Source organism: Escherichia sp. S10b, from assembly GCF_028421345.1.
Classification (GTDB): Bacteria; Pseudomonadota; Gammaproteobacteria; order Enterobacterales; family Enterobacteriaceae; genus ECMA0423.
In genome coordinates, this window is sequence record NZ_JAHZSO010000159.1 from 31,387 (window position 1) to 53,067 (window position 21,681).

The window sequence follows — 21,681 nt, forward strand, 5'->3', positions numbered from 1 at the left end:
GAAAATATAAATGATAATCATTATTAAAGCCTTTATCATTTTGTGGAGGATGATATGGATACGTCACTGGCTGAGGAAGTACAGCAGACCATGGCAACACTTGCGCCCAATCGCTTTTTCTTTATGTCGCCGTACCGCAGTTTTACGACGTCAGGATGTTTCGCCCGCTTCGATGAACCGGCTGTGAACGGGGATTCGCCCGACAGTCCCTTCCAGCAAAAACTCGCCGCGCTGTTTGCCGATGCCAAAGCGCAGGGCATCAAAAATCCGGTGATGGTCGGGGCGATTCCCTTCGATCCACGTCAGCCTTCGTCGCTGTATATTCCCGAATCCTGGCAGTCGTTCTCCCGCCAGGAAAAACAGACCTCAGCCCGCCGTTTTACCCGCAGCCAGTCGCTGAACGTGGTGGAACGCCAGGCAATTCCTGAACAAACCACGTTTGAACAGATGGTTGCCCGCGCCGCCGCACTTACCGCCACGCCGCAGGTCGACAAAGTGGTGTTGTCACGATTGATTGATATCACCACTGACGCCGCCATTGATAGTGGCGTATTGCTGGAACGGTTGATTGCGCAAAACCCGGTTAGTTACAACTTCCATGTCCCGCTGGCTGATGGTGGCGTCCTGCTGGGGGCCAGCCCGGAACTGCTGCTACGTAAAGACGGCGAGCGTTTTAGCTCCATTCCGTTAGCCGGTTCCGCGCGTCGTCAGCCGGATGAAGTGCTCGATCGCGAAGCGGGTAATCGTCTGCTGGCGTCAGAAAAAGATCGCCATGAACATGAACTGGTGACTCAGGCGATGAAAGAGGTACTGCGCGAACGCAGTAGTGAGTTACACGTTCCCTCCTCTCCACAATTGATTACCACGCCGACGCTGTGGCATCTCGCAACTCCCTTTGAAGGTAAAGTTAATTCGCAAGAAAACGCACTGACTCTGGCCTGTCTGCTGCATCCAACCCCCGCGCTGAGCGGTTTCCCGCATCAGGCCGCGACCCAGGTTATTGCTGAACTGGAGCCATTCGACCGCGAACTGTTTGGCGGCATTGTGGGTTGGTGTGACAGCGAAGGTAACGGCGAATGGGTGGTGACCATCCGCTGCGCGAAGCTGCGGGAAAATCAGGTGCGTCTGTTTGCCGGAGCGGGGATTGTGCCTGCGTCGTCACCGTTGGGTGAGTGGCGCGAAACAGGCGTCAAACTTTCTACCATGTTGAACGTTTTTGGATTGCATTAAGGAGCGAGGATGAGCATTCCATTCACCCGCTGGCCGGAAGAGTTTGCCCGTCGCTATCGGGAAAAAGGCTACTGGCAGGATTTGCCGCTGACCGACATTCTGACTCGCCACGCTGCGAGTGACAGCATCGCGGTTATCGACGGCGAGCGACAGTTGAGTTACCGGGAGCTGAATCAGGCGGCGGATAACCTCGCGTGTAGTTTACGCCGTCAGGGCATTAAACCTGGTGAAACCGCGCTGGTACAACTGGGTAACGTCGCTGAATTGTATATTACCTTTTTCGCGCTGCTGAAACTGGGCGTTGCGCCGGTGCTGGCGCTGTTCAGCCATCAGCGTAGTGAACTGAACGCCTATGCCAGCCAGATTGAACCCGCATTGCTGATTGCCGATCGCCAACATGCGCTGTTTAGCGGGGATGATTTCCTCAATACTTTCGTCACAGAACATTCCTCCATTCGCGTGGTGCAACTGCACAACGACAGCGGTGAGCATAACTTGCAGGATGCGATTAACCATCCGGCTGAGGATTTTACTGCCACGCCATCACCTGCTGATGAAGTGGCCTATTTCCAGCTTTCCGGCGGCACCACCGGCACACCGAAACTGATCCCGCGCACTCATAACGACTACTACTACAGCGTGCGTCGTAGCGTCGAGATTTGTCAGTTCACACAACAGACACGCTACCTGTGCGCGATCCCGGCGGCTCATAACTACGCCATGAGTTCGCCGGGATCGCTGGGCGTCTTTCTTGCCGGAGGAACGGTTGTTCTGGCGGCCGATCCCAGCGCCACGCTTTGCTTCCCATTGATTGAAAAACATCAGGTGAACGTCACCGCGCTGGTGCCACCGGCAGTCAGCCTGTGGTTGCAGGCGCTGACCGAAGGTGAAAGCCGGGCGCAGCTTGCCTCGCTGAAACTGTTACAGGTCGGCGGCGCACGTCTTTCTGCCACCCTTGCGGCGCGTATTCCCGCTGAGATTGGCTGCCAGTTGCAGCAGGTGTTTGGCATGGCGGAAGGGCTGGTGAACTACACCCGTCTTGATGATAGCGCGGAGAAAATTATCCATACCCAGGGTTACCCAATGTGTCCGGACGATGAAGTGTGGGTTGCCGATGCCGAAGGAAATCCACTGCCGCAAGGGGAAGTTGGACGCCTGATGACCCGCGGTCCGTACACCTTCCGTGGCTATTACAAAAGCCCGCAGCACAATGCCAGCGCCTTTGATGCCAACGGTTTTTACTGTTCCGGCGATCTGATCTCTATTGATCCAGAGGGGTACATCACCGTGCAGGGGCGCGAGAAAGATCAGATCAACCGTGGCGGTGAGAAGATCGCTGCCGAAGAGATCGAAAACCTGCTGCTGCGCCATCCGGCGGTGATCTACGCCGCACTGGTGAGCATGGAAGATGAGCTGATGGGCGAAAAAAGCTGCGCTTATCTGGTGGTGAAAGAACCGCTGCGCGCGGTGCAGGTGCGTCGTTTCCTGCGTGAACAGGGTATTGCCGAATTTAAATTACCGGATCGCGTGGAGTGTGTAGATTCACTTCCGCTGACGGCGGTCGGGAAAGTCGATAAAAAACAATTACGTCAGTGGCTGGCGTCACGCGCATCAGCCTGAAGGAGAGAACACGATGGCTATTCCAAAATTACAGGCTTACGCACTGCCGGAGTCTCACGATATCCCTAAGAATAAAGTCGACTGGGCCTTTGAACCGCAACGTGCCGCGTTGTTAATCCATGATATGCAGGACTATTTTGTCAGCTTCTGGGGCGAGAACTGCCCGATGATGGAGCAGGTGATCGCGAATATTGCTGCGCTGCGCGACTACTGCAAACAGCACAATATCCCGGTTTATTACACCGCCCAGCCGAAAGAGCAGAGCGATGAAGATCGGGCGCTGTTGAATGATATGTGGGGGCCGGGCCTGACCCGTTCGCCGGAACAGCAAAAGGTGGTGGATCGCCTGACGCCAGATGCCGACGACACGGTGCTGGTGAAGTGGCGCTACAGCGCGTTTCATCGTTCTCCGCTGGAGCAAATGCTCAAAGAGAGTGGACGTAACCAGCTGATTATTACCGGGGTATATGCCCACATTGGCTGTATGACCACCGCAACCGACGCATTTATGCGCGATATTAAACCGTTTATGGTGGCGGATGCGCTGGCCGATTTCAGCCGTGACGAGCATTTGATGTCGCTGAAATATGTGGCCGGGCGGTCTGGCCGGGTGGTGATGACTGAAGAATTACTGCCAGCACCTGTCCCCGCCAGCAAAGCGGCGCTGCGTGAGGTTATCCTGCCGTTGCTGGACGAGTCCGATGAACCGTTCGATGACGACAACCTGATCGACTACGGTCTGGATTCGGTGCGCATGATGGCGCTGGCGGCGCGCTGGCGCAAAGTGCATGGTGATATCGACTTTGTCATGCTGGCGAAAAACCCGACCATCGACGCCTGGTGGAAGCTACTCTCCCGCGAGGTGAAATAATGGATTTCAGCGGTAAAAATGTCTGGGTAACCGGCGCAGGTAAAGGTATCGGCTACGCCACGGCGCTGGCGTTTGTTGAGGCGGGAGCGAAAGTTACAGGTTTTGATCAAGCGTTCACTCAGGAGCAATATCCCTTTGCGACCGAAGTAATGGATGTTGCCGACGCCGGGCAGGTGGCGCAGGTATGTCAGCGACTGTTAGCTGAAACGGAGCGACTGGACGTGCTGATCAATGCGGCGGGAATTTTGCGCATGGGCGCGACCGATCAGCTCAGTAAAGAGGACTGGCAGCAGACTTTTGCGGTTAACGTCGGCGGTGCGTTTAACCTGTTCCAGCAAACCATGAACCAGTTTCGCCGTCAGCGGGGCGGGGCGATTGTCACTGTGGCGTCCGACGCCGCACACACGCCGCGTATTGGTATGAGTGCTTATGGCGCATCGAAAGCGGCGCTGAAAAGCCTGGCGTTGAGCGTCGGGCTGGAACTGGCGGGTAGCGGCGTGCGCTGTAATGTGGTTTCGCCTGGCTCCACCGACACCGATATGCAACGCACGCTGTGGGTGAGCGATGACGCCGAAGAACAGCGTATTCGCGGCTTTGGCGAGCAGTTTAAACTCGGCATTCCGCTGGGGAAAATCGCCCGTCCACAAGAGATCGCCAACACGATTTTGTTCCTCGCCTCTGACCTCGCCAGCCATATCACCCTACAGGATATTGTGGTCGATGGCGGCTCAACGCTGGGGGCATAAGCATGATCTGGAAACGCCATTTAACGCTCGACGAACTGAACGCCACCAGCGATAACACAATGGTGGCGCATCTGGGAATTGTGTATACCCGTCTGGGAGATGATGTGCTGGAAGCCGAAATGCCGGTTGATACCCGTACTCATCAGCCGTTTGGCCTGCTGCATGGCGGCGCGTCGGCGGCGCTGGCTGAAACGCTGGGATCGATGGCCGGATTTATGATGACCCGTGACGGGCAGTGTGTGGTGGGTACGGAACTTAACGCCACCCATCATCGCCCGGTGTCTGAAGGCAAGGTACGCGGCGTCTGCCAGCCGCTGCATCTTGGGCGGCAAAATCAGAGCTGGGAAATCGTCGTTTTCGATGAACAGGGGCGGCGTTGCTGCACTTGTCGGCTGGGTACGGCAGTTTTGGGATGAGCCCGACAGAATTAAATGAGATTGCAGGAAAACTCGGTTAACGGAGTGATCGAGTTAACATTGTTAAGTTAAATATTGGTTTCAACTCCGATTTACATGGTTACCGTGTTGTTAAATCGTACAAAGATGTTATAGAAACAAAATGTAACATCTCTATGGACACGCACACGGATAACAACTATGAACAAATCAGGGAAATACCTCGTCTGGACAGTGCTCTCTGTAATGGGAGCATTTGCTCTGGGATACATTGCTTTAAATCGTGGGGAACAGATCAACGCGCTGTGGATTGTGGTGGCGTCGGTCTGTATCTATCTGATCGCTTACCGTTTTTATGGGCTGTATATCGCCAAAAATGTGCTGGCGGTTGACCCGACGCGTATGACGCCAGCGGTGCGCCATAACGACGGGCTGGACTATGTGCCGACGGACAAGAAAGTGCTGTTCGGTCACCATTTTGCGGCCATTGCCGGAGCAGGTCCGTTGGTTGGGCCGGTACTGGCGGCGCAAATGGGTTACCTGCCAGGGATGATCTGGCTGCTCGCCGGGGTGGTTCTCGCTGGTGCGGTGCAGGATTTCATGGTGCTGTTTGTTTCTACGCGCCGTGACGGTCGATCGCTGGGTGAGCTGGTCAAAGAAGAGATGGGGCCAACTGCCGGGGTGATTGCGCTGGTAGCCTGCTTTATGATCATGGTCATTATCCTTGCAGTACTGGCGATGATCGTGGTGAAAGCCCTGACTCATAGCCCGTGGGGAACGTATACCGTTGCGTTCACCATTCCGCTGGCGATTTTTATGGGAATCTACCTGCGCTATCTGCGTCCGGGCCGCATTGGCGAAGTGTCAGTGATTGGCCTGGTGTTCCTGATTTTCGCCATTATCTCTGGCGGCTGGGTGGCAGAAAGTCCGACCTGGGCACCGTACTTTGACTTTACCGGCGTGCAGCTGACCTGGATGCTGGTGGGCTACGGTTTTGTGGCGGCGGTGCTGCCGGTGTGGTTGCTGCTGGCCCCGCGTGACTATCTCTCGACCTTCCTGAAAATCGGGACTATCGTCGGTCTGGCGGTAGGCATTTTGATTATGCGCCCGACGCTGACCATGCCTGCGCTGACCAAATTTGTCGATGGCACTGGCCCGGTATGGACCGGTAACCTGTTCCCGTTCCTGTTTATCACCATCGCCTGTGGTGCGGTGTCTGGCTTCCATGCGCTGATCTCTTCCGGCACCACGCCGAAGATGCTGGCGAACGAAGGGCAGGCGTGCTTTATCGGCTACGGTGGGATGTTGATGGAATCCTTCGTGGCGATTATGGCGCTGGTTTCTGCCTGTATCATCGATCCGGGCGTGTATTTTGCCATGAACAGCCCAATGGCGGTGCTGGCTCCGGCAGGGACGGCGGATGTAGTCGCTTCTGCCGCGCAGGTGGTGAGTAGCTGGGGCTTTAGCATTACACCAGATACGCTCAACCAGATTGCCAGCGAAGTGGGTGAACAGTCGATCATTTCCCGTGCGGGCGGTGCGCCGACGCTGGCGGTGGGGATGGCTTACATCCTGCACGGTGCGCTGGGTGGTATGATGGATGTGGCGTTCTGGTATCACTTCGCCATTCTGTTTGAAGCTCTGTTTATTCTGACGGCGGTAGATGCGGGTACGCGTGCTGCGCGCTTTATGTTGCAGGATCTGCTGGGCGTGGTTTCTCCGGGCCTGAAGCGGACCGATTCACTGCCTGCTAACCTGCTGGCAACAGCGCTGTGCGTACTGGCGTGGGGCTACTTCCTCCATCAGGGCGTGGTCGATCCGCTGGGCGGCATTAACACTCTGTGGCCGCTGTTTGGTATTGCCAACCAGATGCTGGCAGGGATGGCGCTGATGCTCTGTGCCGTGGTGTTGTTCAAGATGAAACGTCAACGTTACGCCTGGGTGGCGCTGGTACCAACGGCCTGGCTGCTGATTTGTACCCTGACCGCAGGCTGGCAGAAAGCGTTTAGCCCGGATGCGAAAGTCGGCTTCCTGGCCATTGCTAATAAGTTCCAGGCAATGATCGACAGCGGCAATATTCCGTCGCAGTATACTGAGTCACAGCTGGCGCAACTGGTGTTCAACAACCGTCTGGATGCCGGGTTAACCATCTTCTTTATGGTGGTCGTGGTGGTTCTGGCGCTGTTCTCGATTAAGACGGCACTGGCGGCATTGAAAGATCCGAAGCCAACGGCGAAAGAAACGCCGTATGAGCCAATGCCGGAAAATGTCGAGGAGATCGTGGCGCAGGCAAAAGGCGCACACTAAAGTCAGAGTGAGGGGGGATGTTGGCGAATGTTGGCATAGTGCCGAGGGTTCCTCCTCACCCTAACCCTCTCCCCGATGGGGCGAGGGGACTGACCGAGCGCGTTGATAGCATTTGTAGGCCGGATAAGGCGTTCACGCCGCATCCGGCACTCTTTCAGCAACATGGTTAGCGGAGGCCAAGATGTTTGATTCACTGGCAAAAGCCGGAAAATATTTAGGTCAGGCGGCGAAGCTGATGATTGGTATGCCTGATTACGACAACTATGTCGAACATATGCGGGTTAACCATCCCGATCAAACGCCGATGACCTACGAAGAGTTTTTCCGTGAGCGGCAGGACGCGCGCTACGGTGGAAAAGGCGGCGCGCGCTGCTGCTAAATTTGCACGTCAGGCTTTAAACGATTCCACTTTTTCGAACGCTGCACGCAACGTATCTGGTGTCAGCGTGACTGGCAGGTAATGAATGGATTCCACCGGACGCAGGGTGTGGGTAATCACTTTGTCGATCTCCGCATGATTATTGATATCCACTTCCAGCTCCGCCAGCGTGGTCGGCAGATGAAAACGCTGATACGCCCCGGTTAATTGCGCCAGCACATCATCCTGACCCAGCAAGGCGCTTTGTACCAGAATGCCATAAGCGACTTTGGTGCCGTGGAGAAATTTCTCGGTTTGCGGCAGGACAGTCAGACCGTTATGCACGGCATGAGCCGCCGCCACACGCGTAAAACGATCGCCCAGACCACCGACCATCCCACCACCAGCAATAATAGCATCCACCACATCGCAAAATGATTGCGTTAACTGTTGATTTTGCTGATCGCTCAGCGCCTGTTCGCTACTGTTTAACAATACGTCGCGAATGGCCTGCGCATTATTGATCCCCAGTCGCACGGTTAGCGGCAACGTTTCTGGTTGCGGAGCCAGCACCACCGCTTCATACCATTTCGCCAGCGTGTCACCGATCCCCGCCAGCAGATATTGTTGCGGTGCATTGAGGATAATCTCCGGTTCCACCAGCACCATAAAATTGGCGTCGTCGAAAATCTCATAATGCAGCGCCTGTCCGGCATCGTTATACCAGACGGAGAGCGGTGTCCAGGCTGCGCAGGTGGCGGCGATCGTCGGAGCGGCAACAAATGGCAGACCGAGACGGCGGGCGAGGGCTTTCGCGGTGTCGAGCAGTGCGCCGCCGCCGACGCCAATCACCACGCTGCGATCGTCACCGGACTCAGCCGCCAGTTGCTGTACATCGCTTTCGCTGCAATGACCACGAAACAAAATATGCTTTGCCCCTGGAAGTCCAAACGCTGGCGGAAGTTTGGTTTGCGCCGCAGCAATGGCGCGTTTGCCGTAGATCCACACCGCGCGAGAAAGTTGTTCATCAGTGAAAAAATCGTGCAGGTGATTGAAACTTCCTGGATGTGAAAAGTAGTTAGCCGGGCCGACGACCACGCGGATAGGATTGTGAGGCATGTTGTGTTGTCCTTATTGTTTTATTTAGACATCTAAACGTCTTGATTGCCAAATACTAGCATCGTGTTATAGTGCCTTCAACACGCAACTTCGTCAGGTACAATAAAAATGACAAATAACCCTCTGATTCCACAAAGCAAACTTCCACAACTTGGCACCACTATTTTCACCCAGATGAGCGCGCTGGCGCAGCAACACCAGGCGATTAACCTGTCGCAAGGCTTTCCTGATTTTGATGGTCCGCGCTATTTACAGGAGCGGCTGGCGTACCACGTTGCCCAGGGGGCAAACCAATACGCGCCCATGACCGGCGTGCAGGCCTTGCGCGAGGCGATTGCTCAGAAAACGGAACGTTTGTATGGCTATCAACCAGATGCCGATAGCGATATCACCGTAACGGCAGGGGCGACGGAAGCGTTATACGCGGCGATTACCGCACTGGTGCGCAATGGCGATGAAGTGATTTGTTTTGATCCCAGCTATGACAGTTACTCCCCCGCCATCGCGCTTTCTGGGGGAATAGTGAAGCGTATGGCACTGCAACCACCGCATTTTCGCGTTGACTGGCAGGAATTTGCCGCATTATTAAGCGAGCGCACCAGACTGGTGATCCTCAACACTCCGCATAACCCCAGTGCAACTGTCTGGCAGCAGGCTGATTTCGCCGCTTTGTGGCAGGCGATCGCCGGGCACGAGATTTTTGTCATTAGCGATGAAGTCTACGAGCACATCAACTTTTCACAACAGGGCCATGCCAGTGTGCTGGCGCATCCGCAGCTGCGTGAGCGGGCAGTGGCGGTTTCTTCATTTGGCAAGACCTATCATATGACCGGCTGGAAAGTGGGTTATTGTGTTGCGCCAGCGCCCATCAGCGCCGAAATTCGCAAGGTACATCAGTATCTGACCTTTTCGGTGAATACCCCGGCACAGCTGGCGCTTGCTGATATGCTACGTGCAGAACCTGAGCATTATCTTGCGTTACCGGACTTTTATCGCCAGAAGCGCGATATTCTGGTGAATGCTTTAAATGAAAGCCGGCTGGAGATTTTACCGTGTGAAGGTACATACTTTTTGCTGGTGGATTACAGCGAGGTTTCTACCCTGGATGATGTTGAGTTTTGCCAGTGGCTGACGCAGGAGCACGGCGTAGCGGCGATTCCGCTGTCGGTGTTTTGCGCCGATCCCTTCCCACATAAACTGATTCGTCTCTGTTTTGCCAAGAAGGAATCGACGTTGCTGGCAGCAGCTGAACGCCTGCGCCAGCTTTAGTTATTTAACCGTCCAGGCGCGGGAATATTGACGGTCGGCAAACAGCTCTTGCAGGCCGTTAATTTGCTTCAGGCGCAGCACTTCGTCGCTGTCCATTCCCAGCTCTTTGCCAATTTTATTATCGTCCCATCCCAACTGGCTAAGTTCACGGACGATTTCCGACATGGCGGTGATTTGATGGCGTCCACGAGCGCGATTATGACGAATAGTCGCGGCGATGCGTTGATTACGCGTACCTTCCAGACAGGTCACCGGCAAATAACCTTTTAAGCGTAATTTTAATGATGATGAGCCTTTACCAATTTCATGGCGGTGAAAACCATCCACGATTTCCAGGGCATTTTTATCCGTATGCGTGACCACAATGGGTTGGGTAAAACCATCTATTTCAATGGATTTTTTCAGCAGTTTTTTTTCGGGTGGTGCCACGTTGTTTGGGTTGTAATCATTAGGCATAAGTTGGCTGTTTTTAACCCACAGAACGCAATCCACTGGCTCTTCACGAAAGGGGCTAACCTGATGGATCGCCATGCGGATTTCATTAATCGCTTTGATGCGATCATCTTCCGGCAAGCTGGCGAGAAATTGCGTTAAATCCTGCGTTAATCGTTGTTGCATAGTATCCCCCATTCCTGACGTTTTCCTTTTATCCGTTCGTTATAACGCTGATAGTTCTTCGCTTTCGTAGGACTAAATGATAATGCTCGACACCAGTAATCGTTATTGAGTAAAACTTTGCATATCCGCCGCCAGGAGGGGATATCTTTCGCGCCAATGTCCCCTTGCTGGGTTTGTGGAACCTCGATGCCTTTTTTCTGATACCAGTGCAAATAAATGGCGATTTTATTGCGGTAATGCTCAGCTGTTTTTTCCGGCATGCTATTGAGCAGCAATAATGCATATTCTTGCCAGTCTAAATGTTCTGGCTTGAGGATTTTCCGATGCCCATAGAAATGATTATCATGTCCGGCGTAAATGCCGCCACTTTTTACCCCGCTGACTCGTGCGCACATAGCAGCCCAGCGATCCGGTTCGATAACGTGATAGAGCCATAATCCTTGTCGTTGCTCCGGGCCAAAAGGTTCGCAAATTCGCATATGACGCAGAGGAACGCCTGCCTGATACATTAGGTTATACAGTGGGTTGCAGAGACTTTGATGATTTGCATACCAGGTCCAGATATCAGCCACTTTCCAGTCGTAAATGGGGTAAATGTACCAGCTATGACCGCCTGGTGCGGCCGTAGTCCATGGTTTATCGTCGGCAAAACGTTGTTTATTTAAACTGGCGATGGCGACAAAACGGTTGTAGGACTCATCCGCACGGATGCCGATCATCATCGCCGCCGGACGTTTTTGTGAAAACCATTCGGCAAACTCACGTACAAATTGTTCGAAGGTCATGCCTGGCTGGTAAAAGCAGAAAAAGTCAGGATCGGTTATCGCATCTTGCGGGGGCTGACGCACCCATTCGACATCAGGTTCCCAGCACTGCCATTCGGGTTGGTATTGTGAAAGGGAATTTTGCGTCGTAAGCGGGAGCGCAACCCAGTAAAACTCTTCGATGACATCGGTGTACAACTCGCGCAGGGACTGAACATAGTTAATGGTGCAAGAGAATTGCGCCTCCCAGTCGATAAACAAAACGCAGATTTTTTTGCCCATTTGTCGGGCAAGTTCGGCTGTCAGATGCAGCATTAAACCAGAGTCTTTGCCGCCAGAAAATGAGACACAAACGCGGGGTAGGGTGTTGAGTGTCCAGGTAATACGCTCTCGTGCAGCTTCCAGAATATTGAGCGGAAGAGGAATTTTATAAATAGACATCTGAAGACGCTCTCTGAACGTTACAGGGTGATCAGTGAGATAAGTCTGTTAATTATAAAGTAAACACTGCAAAGCAGAGTGTTTTATTTTTCATTCGCGCTGTGAATAAATAGATGAAAGTTATAGTAGCTGTCTGTAGTTATATATCAAAAACTCTCATTTAGACGGTCAATAAATCGGGAGAACACCAAATTATTTAAAGAAGATTTATTATAGGAAATGTAAAGCTTTATTGAAGGTAACGGATGTTCTAGTTTTATCTCTTTTAAATTAAGAAAGTCACGGTAGGAATTATAAAGTTCATAGGGGACTATTCCCAGTAAATCTGTAACTGCAATGCTATTAATGATTGTCAGCAAAGAGGAACCACGAAATGAAATTTTGCGATTCATAAACTTCTCGTCTATTTCCATTTGAATATCATCAACTCCTGCTGATTTGGATATTAATTGGGTGAACTCTTCTGCCATAATTTGTTCATAAGTGCTATTGTCAGTAATTCGCGGATGCTTATTACTACAAATTAGAGTATTGCGAATTGTATGCAATGGCATGCAAATGACGGAACGGCTGATCACTGGCATTTGGGTGATCACCAGATCGGCTTTGCGGTGAACCAACAGTTCTTCAGCATTCTCTGCTGACATGAGGATATCATGGCACTCAATCTCGACAGAGGCATCTTGCCGTAGGCAGCGGATCAGCATACTATTATTAGAGCAAGAAATGAGCTGAGGGCCGTAGATAATAAAGTTTTTCTTTAGTTCGGACTTATTGACTATATTAATTGTTTGTTCAAGGCCTTTGAGGTTTTTCTCAAGATGGTGATGCAGATTCAACCCTGTTGTCGTCGGCGCGATACCTTTTCCTGAGCGAATGAATAAAGGGTCATTAAATTGCGCACGTAAGCGTTGTAACGACTGGCTCACGGCTGATGGGGTGATATATAGTGATTCAGCAGCTTTGCTAATGCTTAAATGCTGGTAAATACACTCAAATATGACAAGAAGGTTTAAGTCGAACTTTTTCAAGTCGTAGAGATTGGCCATACACTACTCCGGTTATATTTTTCTTCCATGGTATATTCACTTAATCAATGTTTTTTGCGTATATATTTTTATTGATTATATTTTTTTGCTTAACTCAGGATTAAGTTTTTCTAAAATAGCATAGCCACTTAGGGCAGAGCGAGCAATTCATGCTTTTTTAGGATGGTTGAAAAGCAGGGATGTATTTCAACCATCCATGAATTATCTTTTATTTATTCCCCATAATGATATTAAGCGTTTTCTGATCGGGCAACCCCACGGCCTGTTGCAGCGTATTTTCCTTACTCATGTAATAGATCGCTGGTGTGACATTTGCCCCCAGATCGTCCATGAGTTTCTCGTTGGCGCTTAACACTTTCATTTGTTCTGTACTTACGTTTGCAGGCACGTTTAGCTTAAGCTTGCCACCAGAGGATTCATATTCTTGCCAGGTTTTTGCGGGATCTTTGGAGGCAAGAATTGCCGCTGCTGTCGCCGGGCTTTCTGGCTTGATAACCCCAACCAACAATGTTCTTAATTGCACTTTGCCAGAATCTACCCACGGGCGCGCCTGCTGCCAGAACTGTTTACAATATGGGCAGAACGGATCGGCGAACACGTAGACAATGACCGGCGCATCTTTTTTACCGTCGAGGAGCCAGTGGGATTGTTCCATCCGTTGCCACATTTCGCGTCCGGCTGGTGCGTAAATTTCTTTTTCGATAAGTGTGTTACTCAGGTTTTCACCTTTCTCGTTGTACATGTAACCAGAGATAGCGTGCTTACCATCGGGAGTCAGGTAGATGGTGACGCCCATATCCTGATACTTTCCGAGATAACCTTTCATTCCTCCGGGGGCATCGAACGTTTTGATGATTGTAATGCCCTGTTTTTCAATCGCTTTTACTGGGGAAGGAAGTTCCTCTGCGAAGGCGATTGCAGGAAGCAGAGCCAGTAAAAGTATCTTTTTTAACATTAATTTGTCCTTTTCAGTCAGTGCAAAAGTCGAGTAAAAGGCATAACCTATCACTGTCATAGGTAAGAGCTTAGATCAGGTGATTGCCCTTTGTTTATGAGGGTGTTGTAATCCATGTCGTTGTTGCATTTGTAAGGGCAACACCTCAGCCTGCAGGCAGGCGCTGAAGATACCAAAGGGTAGTTCAGATTACACGGTCACCTGGAAAGGGGGCCATTTTACTTTTTATCGCCGCTGGCGGTGCAAAGTTCACAAAGTTGTCTTACGAAGGTTGTAAGGTAAAACTTATCGATTTGATAATGGAAACGCATTAGCCGAATCGGCAAAAATTGGTTACCTTACATCTCATCGAAAACACGGAGGAAGTATAGATGTCCTTGATTAACACCAAAATTAAACCTTTTAAAAACCAGGCATTCAAAAACGGCGAATTCATCGAAATCACCGAAAAAGATACCGAAGGCCGCTGGAGCGTCTTCTTCTTCTACCCGGCTGACTTTACTTTCGTATGCCCGACCGAACTGGGTGACGTTGCTGACCACTACGAAGAACTGCAGAAACTGGGCGTAGACGTATACGCAGTATCTACCGATACTCACTTCACCCACAAAGCATGGCACAGCAGCTCTGAAACCATCGCTAAAATCAAATATGCGATGATCGGCGACCCGACTGGCGCCCTGACCCGTAACTTCGACAACATGCGTGAAGATGAAGGTCTGGCTGACCGTGCGACCTTCGTTGTTGACCCGCAGGGTATCATCCAGGCAATCGAAGTTACCGCTGAAGGCATTGGCCGTGACGCGTCTGACCTGCTGCGTAAAATCAAAGCAGCACAGTACGTAGCTTCTCACCCAGGTGAAGTTTGCCCGGCTAAATGGAAAGAAGGTGAAGCAACTCTGGCTCCGTCTCTGGACCTGGTTGGTAAAATCTAAGTTCCGCAATCGCGTAATTAATCGGGTGCTGCGGCACCCGATTTTCTTCCCCGCACCATGATGCAAGCTGCATCCAGGTAGCCGCAGAGGCCGCTTGCATGATGATGTTTAAAGCCCAGGAGATAAACATGCTCGACACAAATATGAAAACTCAACTCAAGGCTTACCTTGAGAAATTGACCAAGCCTGTTGAGTTAATTGCCACGCTGGATGACAGCGCTAAATCGGCAGAAATCAAGGAACTGTTGGCTGAAATCGCAGAACTGTCAGACAAAGTCACCTTTAAAGAAGATAACAGCTTGCCGGTGCGTAAGCCGTCTTTCCTGATCACCAACCCAGGTTCCAACCAGGGGCCACGTTTTGCAGGCTCCCCGCTGGGCCACGAGTTCACCTCGCTGGTACTGGCGTTGCTGTGGACCGGTGGTCATCCGTCGAAAGAAGCGCAGTCTCTGCTGGAGCAGATTCGCCATATTGACGGTGATTTTGAATTCGAAACCTATTACTCGCTCTCTTGCCACAACTGCCCGGACGTGGTGCAGGCGCTGAACCTGATGAGCGTACTGAACCCGCGCATCAAGCACACTGCAATTGACGGCGGCACCTTCCAGAACGAAATCACCGATCGCAACGTGATGGGCGTTCCGGCAGTGTTCGTAAACGGGAAAGAGTTTGGTCAGGGCCGCATGACGTTGACTGAAATCGTTGCCAAAATTGATACTGGCGCGGAAAAACGTGCGGCAGAAGAGCTGAACAAGCGTGATGCTTATGACGTATTAATCGTCGGTTCCGGCCCGGCGGGTGCAGCGGCAGCAATTTACTCCGCACGTAAAGGCATCCGTACCGGTCTGATGGGCGAACGTTTTGGTGGTCAGATCCTCGATACCGTTGATATCGAAAACTACATTTCTGTACCGAAGACTGAAGGGCAGAAGCTGGCAGGCGCACTGAAAGTTCACGTTGATGAATACGACGTTGATGTGATCGACAGCCAGAGCGCCAGCAAACTGATCCCGGCAGCGGTTGAAGGTGGTCTACACCAGATTGAAACAGCTTCTGGCGCGGTACTGAAAGCACGCAGCATTATCGTGGCGACCGGTGCAAAATGGCGCAACATGAACGTTCCGGGCGAAGATCAGTATCGCACCAAAGGCGTGACCTACTGCCCGCACTGCGACGGCCCGCTGTTTAAAGGCAAACGCGTAGCGGTTATCGGCGGCGGTAACTCCGGCGTGGAAGCGGCAATCGACCTGGCGGGTATCGTTGAGCACGTAACTCTGCTGGAATTTGCGCCAGAAATGAAAGCCGACCAGGTGCTGCAGGACAAACTGCGCAGCCTGAAAAACGTCGACATTATTCTGAATGCGCAAACCACGGAAGTGAAAGGCGACGGCAGCAAAGTCGTTGGTCTGGAATATCGAGATCGTGTCAGCGGCGATATTCACAACATCGAACTGGCCGGTATTTTCGTCCAGATTGGTCTGCTGCCGAACACCAACTGGCTGGAAGGCGCAGTCGAACGTAACCGCATGGGTGAGATTATCATTGATGCGAAATGCGAAACCAACGTCAAAGGCGTATTCGCAGCGGGTGACTGTACGACGGTTCCGTACAAGCAGATCATCATCGCCACTGGCGAAGGTGCCAAAGCCTCTCTGAGTGCTTTTGACTACCTGATTCGCACCAAAACTGCATAAGAAGAAGTAAGATTCACCTGCAATTGCTTAGCCGCCGGGGTCAAACCTGGCGGCTTTTTTATGGCATTAAAAAGCCCTGCCGGGATGGCTCCGGGCAGGGCGGGATATTTATTCTGGCAATTAACGCACAACCAGCACCGGCAGATTGGCATGGCGGATCACGCTCGAGGCGTTAGAACCTAACAGATGGGTCGAAATCGATGGGTTGCGAGAACCAATAACTACAACATCAGCCCCCAGTTCTTCTGCCAACTCATTGACTTCATCCCGCACGCTACCAAAACGGACATGTTGTTTAATGCGGGAAGGATCGATGGTGAAGTGGCTGACCATCGTTTGCAGACGTTCTTCTGCTTCATGTTGCAGATGCTCTTCAAAACGACGCACATCAGCGGCAAAACGGTGCAGGCTCAGGCTGGCTGACCCGGGTAGTACGTGAAGTAGATGAATAACTCCGTCATCCTGGGCGAGGAATTCAGCGTGGCGAACAGCTTTGTCGCTCAATTCCATTTCAAATACATCAACTGGCATAATGATTGTCTTATACATAACCCTTTCTCCCTGTTAATCATGAACAAATCATTCGCCATGATTATAATATTTATCCCTGATATTTGTCTGGTTCTTTTTCCTTACGAACGGTTTCTGTGATTAATATATTCTCACTGAACACCAGGAATTCTCCCAAAACCTGCGGTACCGCCCGTTTTCCCGCTGTGATAGCTACCCTTAAAGACTGACTCTTTTTTGAACTGTCTCTGGAGGTTGCATGAAAGCATTGACTTATCACGGCCCACATCACGTTCAGGTAGAAAATGTTCCCGATCCGGGCATTGAACAGGCAGATGATATTATTCTGCGTATTACGGCAACGGCGATCTGTGGCTCTGACCTCCATCTTTATCGAGGCAAAATACCCCAGGTTAAACATGGCGATATTGTTGGTCATGAATTTATGGGGGAAGTCGTTGAAACCGGAAAGGACGTAAAAAATTTGCAAAAAGGCGACCGGGTGGTAATTCCGTTTGTCATTGCTTGTGGCGACTGTTTTTTCTGTCGATTACAGCAATATGCCGCCTGCGAAAATACCAATGCGGGTAAAGGCGCTGCGCTCAATAAAAAACAGATACCAGCTCCCGCGGCATTGTTTGGTTATAGTCACCTGTATGGCGGCGTTCCTGGTGGGCAGGCGGAATATGTCCGCGTCCCTAAAGGGAATGTGGGGCCGTTTAAAGTACCGCCTTTGCTTTCAGATGATAAAGCCCTTTTCCTTTCTGATATTCTGCCAACGGCATGGCAGGCAGCAAAAAATGCGCAGATCCAACAAGGTTCAAGCGTTGCAGTCTATGGTGCCGGTCCAGTGGGATTGTTGACAATCGCCTGTGCACGGTTGCTCGGTGCGGAACAGATTTTTGTTGTTGATCATCATCCCTACCGCTTGCGTTTCGCCGCTGACCGCTACGGCGCGATCCCGATTAATTTCGATGAAGATAGCGATCCGGCACAGTCAATTATTGAACAAACGGCAGGCCACCGGGGCGTGGATGCAGTAATAGACGCCGTCGGTTTTGAAGCGAAAGGCAGCACCACGGAAACGGTGCTGACTAACCTGAAACTGGAGGGCAGCAGCGGTAAAGCGTTGCGCCAGTGTATTGCGGCGGTCAGGCGTGGCGGCATTGTTAGCGTACCGGGCGTCTACGCTGGATTTATTCACGGTTTCCTGTTTGGCGACGCCTTTGATAAAGGGTTGACGTTTAAAATGGGACAGACCCACGTTCACGCATGGCTGGGAGAATTATTACCGTTAATTGAGAAAGGATTACTGAAACCAGAAGAAATTGTTACCCACTATATGCCGTTTGAAGAGGCCGCCCGGGGATATGAGATTTTCGAAAAACGTGAAGAGGAGTGCCGTAAGGTGATTCTGGTACCCGGTGCACAAAGCGCAGAGGCGGCGCAGAAGGCGGTTTCAGGTCTGGTGAATGCGATGCCGGGGGGAACAATATGATCGTCAGGAGTGGTTTTCGAGGTAAAGGACAGCCATGACGATAATCGCCGCCATAATCAGAAATCCTATCAGGATGTAAAATGCTTCTGCCATGGTTATTCCCACAAACGAAACGGAATAATTTTGCAGCAAAAGTGAACAGTGAGAACCAGGAAAAATTGCTGATTTTGCGTAAAGAGGATGCGAGTGCATCCTCTGGGCAAAGCGAGTTATCGCTTGTGCAGATGGGATTAAAGCAGGTAGTCGCCAGCAGCTTCTGGCTGGTATTCGAGTTCCAGCACTTCAAGGTGGGTTGCAACGCCGCCCGGAAGTTCCCAGTGAATGGAATCGCCAACGCGCAGCCCCAGCAGTGCGGCACCTACCGGAGCCATAACGGAAAGCTGAGTATTGCTATCGGTCATTTTTGCCGGATACACCAGCGTGCGCACACGCACTTCGCCATCGCTAAGATTGCGGAATTTAACCCGGCTGTTCATTGTCACCACGTCGTGTGGCATCTCTTCTGGCGAACACATTTGGGCGCGATCCAACTCTGCGTTTAACGCGTCGGCGATTGGCAAACCAGCATAGGCGGGTTGCTCCAGCAGAATATCGATGCGTTCGGCATCCAGGTCGTTAATGATGATAGTTGGTCTGGACATTTTTACTCCATGTCGTCGGTACTGCGAGTGTCGCAGATAAACATACCCAAAAGAAAACCCTCACCGTCAGGCGGCGAGGGTTTAACTCACATGATGATACTGACTGTTGCTCACTCTTTGAAGTGATTTGCGTCACATTCAGGGAATTCCTCAATGCAGCGCATTATGTATAATTCTTAATCGTCACGGTTTATGGAAGACGAATTAGCGTGTTTTGTAAATCAGATGATTAATAACCCACTTTATCAATCACAAAGGTTTTGCCACAGTTGCCTGGGTGTGGTTGTGGCAAGAATGAGTTTGCAGAAAGCGGAGCGTTGATGGCGTCAGCTTTGATCGAGATCTGAATTTCAGTCAAATACGCAGGGTTACCCTGGCACGTTAGCTTAACTGCTTTCACGTTCTCTTTTCCCCAGCTTTTGGCAAAGGCGGCGTCAAAGTCACGGCGGCTCACTGTTTTACCGTAATTATCCGCAAGGAATTTTCCGGCTTCGCTCTCTTTAATTTCTTGATTCAGGCGTACCATCGTACCGAAGTATGCGTCCGGATCAAAACCAAAGCAGGCACCGTGTTTGGCATATTCGTAGCGTTCCAGGCAGGAACGTCCGCCAGCTCCTGGCATGACTTCACTTAGTTTAGCGGCCGTTTCCAGTGATAATCCGGTTTCCGGCGATGAACACATCCGGCTGGCGTGCGCTTCTGGTAGATTCGGGATTGGGCGAGTAGCGCAACCGAAGCGCATCCAGCGGCGTTCATCAACACCACGGGCAGCAACCGATTTAGGCAATCCTGGCCACAGACCATGTACGGTCAGAAAATCAGCTTTGTTGGTCGTTTCGGTTTGCAGGCGACATTCATCTCGTTCGTTACGATTTCGATCGTGTTGACTCTGGCAAAATCCGGTTTGCCAGGAGAGGGCCAGGACATAGCGATCAAAATCGCCATACTGTTTTGCCTGCAACGCTAAGGCGTTGGCAGAAGAGAAGGGAAGCAGAGAAACCGCGAGCAACGCGGCGTTACGCCAGAATGCTTTCATAATGGGTGTGGAACTCATACATACACTGAATACTATCTATTAAATCATAAAAAAGCCCGCCAGGTGGGCTTACCTGGCGGGCGTGATGATTTATTCAGCGTTTGGCGAACGTATTAGTTCCACATGGCGAGAATCGGCCAGCCAACCAACAGCAACATAGAGATGTAAATCACCCCGAAGATTGCGCCAAGACGCCAGTAATCTTTTGATTTCACATAGCCACAGCCGTAAATAATCACCCCAGGACCGGTTGCATACGGCGTCAGACAGCCCATGATACCGATAGACAGCACCAGCAGGATACACAGTTGTTCCATTGGTACGCCCGGAATACCTTTACCGACGGCCAGAATAACCGGCAGCATGGTTGCGGTGTGCGCAGACAGGCTGGCAAACAGGTAGTGTGCAAAGTAGAACACCAGAACCAGTACAATCACCGTTGCGTTTGGTGAGAATCCTTCCAGGTGCGTACTCATGGTACCGGCGAACCAGTCAATAAAGCCAGAACGAGTCAGGCCGTTAGCCATCACAACCAGAGTTGCCAGGTTGACCAGCGTGTTCCATGCGCTGTTATAGCGGGTAATATCTTTCCAAGGCACAACGTGCAGGGCCAGCATTAGCGAAACTGCCAGCAGACCAACTGCAGTAGCATTAATGACTTCACTGCCAAAAACCCACAAACCTAAGCTGAGCAATACAAGGCCAATCAGTGTCCACTCTCTGCGTGTCAGCGCACCCATGGTTTTCAGTTCATCACCCGCCCAGGTTGCCACTTCTTCACTGTGTGTGATTTCCGGTTTGTACAGCACGTAGGAAAGCCACGGCGCAATGATAAGCAAGATAACCCCAACCGGCAGGAAGCAGAGGAACCACTGCAACCAGCTAATCTGGATACCGGCAATTTTGCTGACGAACTCCAGACCCAGCACGTTTGGTGCCGCACCGGTGACAAACATGGACGAACTCAGACTGGTACTAATGACCATCATCCACATCAAATAGCCGCCAATACGACGCGCGGACGGATCGTTGGGGAATGATTTAAACAACGGTGGCAGGTTTTTAATGACCGGAAAAACCGTACCCCCGGTACGCGCGGTGTTGGACGGTGTAAACGGTGCCAGCAGAATGTCGATAATGACAATCGCATAACCCAACGTCAGCGTGCGTTTGCCCATGAATTTCACCAGGAAAAGGGCAATGCGACGACCTAACCCGGAAACTTCATACCCTAATGCAAAAATAAATGCGCCAAATACCAGCCATACCGTGGTGCTGGAAAAACCAGCCAGACCCCATTTCAGCGCCTGTTTTTGCGCATTAAACGCTGGGTCAGCTAATTCTTTGGCATCAAAGAGCAGGTAATTACTGCCAATAACGCAAATAGTAACCGCAATAAAACTGATCGCTGTTGCCGGAATTGGCTCGAGGATCATGCCGACAATCATTGCCACAAACACAGCGAAGTAATGCCATGCCTGTGGTGGCATACCGTCGGGGACAGGGATAAGAAACATGACACCCATCACCACCAGTGGGGCCAATAGTTTCCATATATTATCTTTTGCTAAAGACATACGGGTTCTCCGAAAATTAATATTTTCAAATTTATCAAGTGCTTAAAT

The 21,681-nt window shown here is 51.4% G+C and carries 21 protein-coding genes; 11 read left to right on the forward strand and 10 right to left on the reverse strand.

All coding sequences use genetic code 11. The annotated features are described in order from the left end of the window. The first annotated feature begins 54 nt into the window (after positions 1-54). From entC to FTE26_RS10525, 7 genes are all read left to right on the forward strand, one after another. Positions 55-1,230, forward strand: a complete 1,176-nt coding sequence (entC, locus tag FTE26_RS10495) for an isochorismate synthase EntC (RefSeq protein WP_001297274.1) — start codon at positions 55-57, stop codon at positions 1,228-1,230. Between the two features lie 9 nt (positions 1,231-1,239). After that, on the forward strand, positions 1,240-2,850 hold the full coding sequence (gene entE, locus FTE26_RS10500; protein WP_000026805.1) for a (2,3-dihydroxybenzoyl)adenylate synthase EntE: 1,611 nt from the start codon (positions 1,240-1,242) through the stop codon (positions 2,848-2,850). 13 nt (positions 2,851-2,863) lie between these two features. Beyond that, a complete protein-coding gene (entB, locus tag FTE26_RS10505) occupies positions 2,864-3,721 on the forward strand; it encodes an enterobactin biosynthesis bifunctional isochorismatase/aryl carrier protein EntB (protein WP_001007122.1) in 858 nt (285 codons plus the stop codon). Next, entirely contained in the window at positions 3,721-4,467 is a 747-nt protein-coding gene (gene entA / locus FTE26_RS10510) for a 2,3-dihydro-2,3-dihydroxybenzoate dehydrogenase EntA (protein ID WP_000347664.1), read from the forward strand. The genes entB and entA overlap by 1 nt, the downstream gene beginning before the upstream one ends. 2 nt (positions 4,468-4,469) lie before the next feature. Continuing rightward, the gene (gene entH, locus FTE26_RS10515; RefSeq protein ID WP_000637953.1) at positions 4,470-4,883 is read left to right on the forward strand and encodes a proofreading thioesterase EntH; all 414 of its coding nucleotides are present in this window, start codon (positions 4,470-4,472) and stop codon (positions 4,881-4,883) included. Between the two features lie 180 nt (positions 4,884-5,063). Continuing rightward, positions 5,064-7,169 carry a pyruvate/proton symporter CstA gene (gene cstA, locus FTE26_RS10520; RefSeq protein WP_001043134.1) on the forward strand — a complete coding sequence of 702 codons (2,106 nt, stop codon included), beginning with the start codon at positions 5,064-5,066 and terminating at the stop codon, positions 7,167-7,169. A 181-nt stretch (positions 7,170-7,350) separates the two neighbouring features. Then, complete coding sequence (locus FTE26_RS10525; protein ID WP_000460431.1) at positions 7,351-7,548, forward strand: YbdD/YjiX family protein; 198 nt, start codon at positions 7,351-7,353, stop codon at positions 7,546-7,548. Positions 7,549-7,557: 9 nt separating this feature from the next. Here the strand turns inward: FTE26_RS10525 and hcxA are convergent, their stop codons facing one another. After that, a complete protein-coding gene (hcxA, locus tag FTE26_RS10530; RefSeq protein ID WP_001120434.1) occupies positions 7,558-8,646 on the reverse strand; it encodes a hydroxycarboxylate dehydrogenase HcxA in 1,089 nt (362 codons plus the stop codon). A 108-nt stretch (positions 8,647-8,754) separates the two neighbouring features. On the opposite strand from hcxA, the gene ybdL reads away from it, so the two are divergent. Then, entirely contained in the window at positions 8,755-9,915 is a 1,161-nt protein-coding gene (gene ybdL / locus FTE26_RS10535; protein WP_000183940.1) for a methionine-oxo-acid transaminase, read from the forward strand. Here ybdL and FTE26_RS10540 read toward each other — a convergent pair whose 3' ends face one another. The 4 genes from FTE26_RS10540 to dsbG all read right to left on the reverse strand — a co-directional run bounded on the left by FTE26_RS10540 (position 9,916) and on the right by dsbG (position 13,742). Continuing rightward, positions 9,916-10,545 (reverse strand): IbrB-like domain-containing protein, encoded by a 630-nt coding sequence (locus tag FTE26_RS10540; RefSeq protein ID WP_000502941.1) that lies wholly within the window; start codon positions 10,543-10,545, stop codon positions 9,916-9,918. After that, on the reverse strand, positions 10,518-11,738 hold the full coding sequence (locus FTE26_RS10545) for a phosphoadenosine phosphosulfate reductase (protein WP_000029813.1): 1,221 nt from the start codon (positions 11,736-11,738) through the stop codon (positions 10,518-10,520). Before FTE26_RS10545 ends, FTE26_RS10540 begins: the two co-directional genes overlap by 28 nt. Before the next feature lie 146 nt (positions 11,739-11,884). Then, positions 11,885-12,787 (reverse strand): DNA-binding transcriptional repressor CitR, encoded by a 903-nt coding sequence (gene citR, locus FTE26_RS10550; protein ID WP_000002446.1) that lies wholly within the window; start codon positions 12,785-12,787, stop codon positions 11,885-11,887. Between the two features lie 208 nt (positions 12,788-12,995). Beyond that, entirely contained in the window at positions 12,996-13,742 is a 747-nt protein-coding gene (dsbG, locus tag FTE26_RS10555; RefSeq protein ID WP_000913832.1) for a thiol:disulfide interchange protein DsbG, read from the reverse strand. Positions 13,743-14,113: 371 nt separating this feature from the next. Here dsbG and ahpC point away from each other — a divergent pair, with 371 nt between their 5' ends. After that, positions 14,114-14,677 carry an alkyl hydroperoxide reductase subunit C gene (gene ahpC, locus FTE26_RS10560; RefSeq protein WP_000052796.1) on the forward strand — a complete coding sequence of 188 codons (564 nt, stop codon included), beginning with the start codon at positions 14,114-14,116 and terminating at the stop codon, positions 14,675-14,677. Positions 14,678-14,805: 128 nt separating this feature from the next. Beyond that, the gene (gene ahpF, locus FTE26_RS10565; RefSeq protein ID WP_000887629.1) at positions 14,806-16,371 is read left to right on the forward strand and encodes an alkyl hydroperoxide reductase subunit F; all 1,566 of its coding nucleotides are present in this window, start codon (positions 14,806-14,808) and stop codon (positions 16,369-16,371) included. Positions 16,372-16,491: 120 nt separating this feature from the next. Here ahpF and uspG read toward each other — a convergent pair whose 3' ends face one another. After that, entirely contained in the window at positions 16,492-16,920 is a 429-nt protein-coding gene (uspG, locus tag FTE26_RS10570; protein WP_000278505.1) for a universal stress protein UspG, read from the reverse strand. Between the two features lie 220 nt (positions 16,921-17,140). Here uspG and FTE26_RS10575 point away from each other — a divergent pair, with 220 nt between their 5' ends. Next, positions 17,141-18,379 carry a zinc-dependent alcohol dehydrogenase gene (locus FTE26_RS10575; protein WP_000646163.1) on the forward strand — a complete coding sequence of 413 codons (1,239 nt, stop codon included), beginning with the start codon at positions 17,141-17,143 and terminating at the stop codon, positions 18,377-18,379. A gap of 3 nt (positions 18,380-18,382) precedes the next feature. Here the strand turns inward: FTE26_RS10575 and yldA are convergent, their stop codons facing one another. The 4 genes from yldA to citT all read right to left on the reverse strand — a co-directional run bounded on the left by yldA (position 18,383) and on the right by citT (position 21,633). Next, positions 18,383-18,472 carry a small membrane protein YldA gene (gene yldA / locus FTE26_RS10580; protein WP_000796528.1) on the reverse strand — a complete coding sequence of 30 codons (90 nt, stop codon included), beginning with the start codon at positions 18,470-18,472 and terminating at the stop codon, positions 18,383-18,385. A 137-nt stretch (positions 18,473-18,609) separates the two neighbouring features. After that, positions 18,610-19,020: a nucleoside diphosphate kinase regulator gene (gene rnk, locus FTE26_RS10585; RefSeq protein ID WP_000089731.1), complete on the reverse strand. Its 411-nt coding sequence runs from the start codon at positions 19,018-19,020 to the stop codon at positions 18,610-18,612. Between the two features lie 229 nt (positions 19,021-19,249). Then, complete coding sequence (gene rna / locus FTE26_RS10590) at positions 19,250-20,056, reverse strand: ribonuclease I (RefSeq protein WP_001297277.1); 807 nt, start codon at positions 20,054-20,056, stop codon at positions 19,250-19,252. Between the two features lie 113 nt (positions 20,057-20,169). Next, positions 20,170-21,633: a citrate/succinate antiporter CitT gene (citT, locus tag FTE26_RS10595; protein WP_000050323.1), complete on the reverse strand. Its 1,464-nt coding sequence runs from the start codon at positions 21,631-21,633 to the stop codon at positions 20,170-20,172. Between the last annotated feature and the right edge of the window lie 48 nt (positions 21,634-21,681).